Genomic DNA, 4,451 nt, shown 5'->3' with positions numbered 1-4,451 from the left:
TGTTAAGTCAGGGGTGAAAGACGGCAGCTCAACTGTCGCAGTGCCCTTGATACTGATGGGCTTGAATTCAGATGAGGTAGGCGGAATGTGACAAGTAGCGGTGAAATGCATAGATATGTCACAGAACACCGATTGCGAAGGCAGCTTACTAAACTGCGATTGACGCTGAGGCTCGAAAGCGTGGGGATCGAACAGGATTAGATACCCTGGTAGTCCACGCCCTAAACGATGATGACTCGATGTTAGCGATATACCGTTAGCGTCCAAGCGAAAGCGTTAAGTCATCCACCTGGGGAGTACGTCCGCAAGGGTGAAACTCAAAGGAATTGACGGGGGCCCGCACAAGCGGAGGAGCATGTGGTTTAATTCGATGATACGCGAGGAACCTTACCCGGGCTTGAAAGTTAGTGAATTATCCAGAGATGGATAAGTCCTTCGGGACACGAAACTAGGTGCTGCATGGCTGTCGTCAGCTCGTGCCGTGAGGTGTTGGGTTAAGTCCCGCAACGAGCGCAACCCCTATTTCCAGTTGCCAGCACATTAAGGTGGGGACTCTGGAGAGACTGCCCGCGCAAGCGGAGAGGAAGGATGGGACGACGTCAAGTCATCATGGCCCTTACGTCCGGGGCTACACACGTGCTACAATGGTCGGTACAGAGGGCCGCTACCTGGCAACAGGATGCCAATCTCAAAAAGCCGATCACAGTTCGGATCGGGGTCTGCAACTCGACCCCGTGAAGTTGGATTCGCTAGTAATCGCGTATCAGCAATGACGCGGTGAATACGTTCCCGGGCCTTGTACACACCGCCCGTCAAGCCATGGAAATTGGGGGTGCCTGAAGTCCGTAACCGCAAGGATCGGCCTAGGGTAAAACCGGTAACTGGGGCTAAGTCGTAACAAGGTAGCCGTACCGGAAGGTGCGGCTGGAATACCTCCTTTCTGGAGTCGTTCAGACAGAGTGCTATATGAGAAAATCCTTGATGGGATGTAAACCTTCTGTGAGATGAGGGAGTGGTTCATACCACACTGTTCTAGGGGAAGATACATAGTCCCGTAGCTCAGTTGGTTAGAGCACTACACTGATAATGTAGGGGTCAGCAGTTCAAATCTGCTCGGGACTACAGGACATCTCTAAAGAGGGGAATTAGCTCAGCTGGCTAGAGCACCTGCCTTGCACGCAGGGGGTCAACGGTTCGAATCCGTTATTCTCCACGAAAAATACTGTTTAAATACAGTAGGTTACAGTTCTTTGACATATTGGAAGAAGTTGATAGAAATATAAGGCAACCGGCGGCCTATACAGGCTGCCGCGAGAAAGTAAATAAGGGCACACGGAGGATGCCTAGGCTCTCAGAGGCGATGAAGGACGTGATAAGCTGCGATAAGCCACGGGGATCGGCACATACGACTTGATCCGTGGATTTCCGAATGGGGAAACCCGGCCGTCTGAAGGACGGTCGCAGAGCGCAAACCTGCTGAACTGAAACATCTAAGTAAGCAGAGGAGAAGAAAATAACAATGATTTCCTGAGTAGTGGCGAGCGAAAGGGAAATAGCCCAAACCAGCTATGTTACGGCATAACTGGGGTTGTAGGACCACGACATTGTACAACGCTACGAAGTAGAAGCAGATGGGAAGCTGCACGATAGGGGTGATAGTCCCGTATACGTAAGGAATGTTGGCATAGTGGTATCCTGAGTACCGCGGGGTCGGAGACGCCCTGTGGGAATCCGGCGGCACCATCCGCCAAGGCTAAATACTCCTGAGAGACCGATAGTGAACCAGTACCGTGAGGGAAAGGTGAAAAGAACCCCGAACAGGGGAGTGAAAAGAACCTGAAACCGTGTGCTTACAACCGGTCGGAGTCCTATATGGGATGACGGCGTGCCTTTTGCATAATGAGCCTACGAGTTGCTCTTCCCTGGCAAGGTTAAGTACTTCAGGTACGGAGCCGAAGCGAAAGCGAGTCTGAATAGGGCGTATAGTCAGGGGAGGCAGACGCGAAACCTTGTGATCTACCCTTGGGCAGGTTGAAGGTGCGGTAACACGTACTGGAGGACCGAACCGATAAACGTTGAAAAGTTTCCGGATGACCTGAGGGTAGGGGTGAAAGGCTAATCAAACTGGGAAATAGCTCGTACTCCCCGAAATGTTTTTAGGAACAGCGTGGCGGTTGAGTCTTACAGAGGTAGAGCTACCGATTGGGTGCGGGGGAGTCAAATCCTACCAAATCCAGACGAACTCCGAATGCTGATGAGATATACGCTGCAGTGAGGCTCTGGGTGCTAAGGTCCAGGGCCGAGAGGGAAAGAACCCAGACCACCAGCTAAGGTCCCCAAGTTTACGCTAAGTTGAACTAACGAGGTCTGATTGCATAGACAGCTAGGATGTTGGCTTGGAAGCAGCCATTCATTTAAAGAGTGCGTAACAGCTCACTAGTCGAGCGATCGGGCATGGATAATAAACGGGCATCAAGCGTAGCACCGAAGCTGTGGGATTGAAATATATCGGTAGGGGAGCATTCTATGTGCAGTGAATGCGTCTGGTAATGGACGTTGGAGCGCATGGAAAAGCAAATGTAGGCATAAGTAACGATAAGGCGGGAGAGAAACCCGCCCACCGAAAGACCAAGGTTTCCTGATCAACGCTAATCGGATCAGGGTCAGTCGGGGCCTAAGGATAACCCGAACGGGGATTCCGATGGACAACGGGTTAATATTCCCGTACCTTTCTTTACTGCGATGTGGAGACGGAGAAGTGACACTGCCGCGAACTGACGGAATAGTTCGTTGAAGGGCGTAGGTATACAGACTGTAGGCAAATCCGCAGACTGTGCTGAAACCTGATAGTACGGCGCGGCTTCGGCCAAGCTGATAGTGCAGGTAATCATGCTCCCGAGAAAAACCGCTAAGCTTCAGGTAAAGAAAGCCCGTACCGCAAACCGACACAGGTGGTCGAGAAGAGAATTCTAAGGTGCTCGAGTGAATCATGGCTAAGGAACTCGGCAAAATGGCCCTGTAACTTCGGGAAAAGGGGCGCTGGAGCGATCCAGCCGCAGTGAAATGGCCCAGGCGACTGTTTAACAAAAACACATGGCTTTGCGAAATCGCAAGATGAAGTATAAGGCCTGACACCTGCCCGGTGCTGGAAGGTTAAGAGGGGATGTCAACCGCAAGGTGAAGCATTGAATCGAAGCCCCAGTAAACGGCGGCCGTAACTATAACGGTCCTAAGGTAGCGAAATTCCTTGTCGGGTAAGTTCCGACCTGCACGAATGGTGTAACGATCTGGGCGCTGTCTCAGCCATGAGCTCGGTGAAATTGTGGTCCCGGTGAAGACGCCGGGTACCCGCAACGGGACGGAAAGACCCCATGAACCTTCACTATAGTTTAACATTGACATTGGATGCAGGATGTGTAGGATAGGTGGGAGGCATTGAAGCGGTATCGCTAGGTATCGTGGAGCCAACGTTGAAATACCACCCTTTCTGTATTCGGTGTCTAACCCTGGGTATCCCAGGGGACATTGTTTGACGGGTAGTTTGACTGGGGTGGTCGCCTCCAAAAGGGTAACGGAGGCTTTCAAAGGTAAGCTCAGTACGCTTGGTAACCGTACGCGGAGTGCAATAGCAAAAGCTTGCTTGACTGTGAGGCCAACAAGCCGATCAGGGTCGAAAGACGGATATAGTGATCCGGTGGTTCTGCATGGAAGGGCCATCGCTCAAAGGATAAAAGGTACTCTGGGGATAACAGGCTGATCTCCCCCAAGAGCTCATATCGACGGGGAGGTTTGGCACCTCGATGTCGGCTCGTCACATCCTGGGGCTGGAGAAGGTCCCAAGGGTTGGGCTGTTCGCCCATTAAAGTGGCACGCGAGCTGGGTTCAGAACGTCGCGAGACAGTTCGGTCCCTATCTGTTGTGGGCGTCGGAGATTTGAGTGGGGCTGACCTTAGTACGAGAGGACCGGGTTGGACTGACCTCTGGTGAACCTGTTGTTCCGCCAGGAGCATTGCAGGGTAGCTACGTCGGGTTAGGATAAGCGCTGAAAGCATCTAAGTGCGAAACCGGCCACGAGATGAGATCTCCAAACAGGACCGTGGAAGACTACCACGTTGATAGGCCGCAGATGTAAAGACAGCGATGTCAAAGTCGAGCGGTACTAATTGTCCGATAACTTTCCAGGTAGTTTATGTACAGCCTTTGGTTGTCTTATAGGGCTACAACTTCTTCTGATAATATGTCATGGTAACATATACGGCTTTCAGTGCTGTATATACCAATCAAGATATTCAGGTGCCTATATCGGCGGTGTCCACCTCTTCCCATTCCGAACAGAGAAGTTAAGCCCGCCAGAGCCGATGGTACTGCGGTAACACGTGGGAGAGTAGGTCGGTGCCGAACCTTAAAGAGGGCCGGAAGCTTCATGCTTACCGGCCCTTATTTGTTTGAAA

2 tRNA genes and 3 rRNA genes are annotated in these 4,451 nt (G+C 51.8%); all 5 read left to right on the top strand.

The features are described from left to right. Positions 1–940 (top strand): 16S ribosomal RNA (locus ACFSAH_RS14160); the annotation flags it as partial. A 108-nt stretch (positions 941–1,048) separates the two neighbouring features. Next, positions 1,049–1,122 (top strand) — tRNA-Ile (locus tag ACFSAH_RS14155). Between the two features lie 17 nt (positions 1,123–1,139). Continuing rightward, positions 1,140–1,213, top strand: a tRNA-Ala gene (locus ACFSAH_RS14150). Between the two features lie 99 nt (positions 1,214–1,312). Beyond that, positions 1,313–4,183, top strand: a 23S ribosomal RNA gene (locus ACFSAH_RS14145). A gap of 106 nt (positions 4,184–4,289) precedes the next feature. Further along, positions 4,290–4,401 (top strand): 5S ribosomal RNA (gene rrf / locus ACFSAH_RS14140). Positions 4,402–4,451 lie beyond the last annotated feature (50 nt).

The sequence above is a fragment of the Pseudopedobacter beijingensis genome, assembly GCF_042678145.1.
GTDB classification, from domain to species: Bacteria; Bacteroidota; Bacteroidia; order Sphingobacteriales; family Sphingobacteriaceae; genus Pseudopedobacter; species Pseudopedobacter beijingensis.
This window is presented reverse-complemented; position numbering and strand designations above follow the sequence as displayed.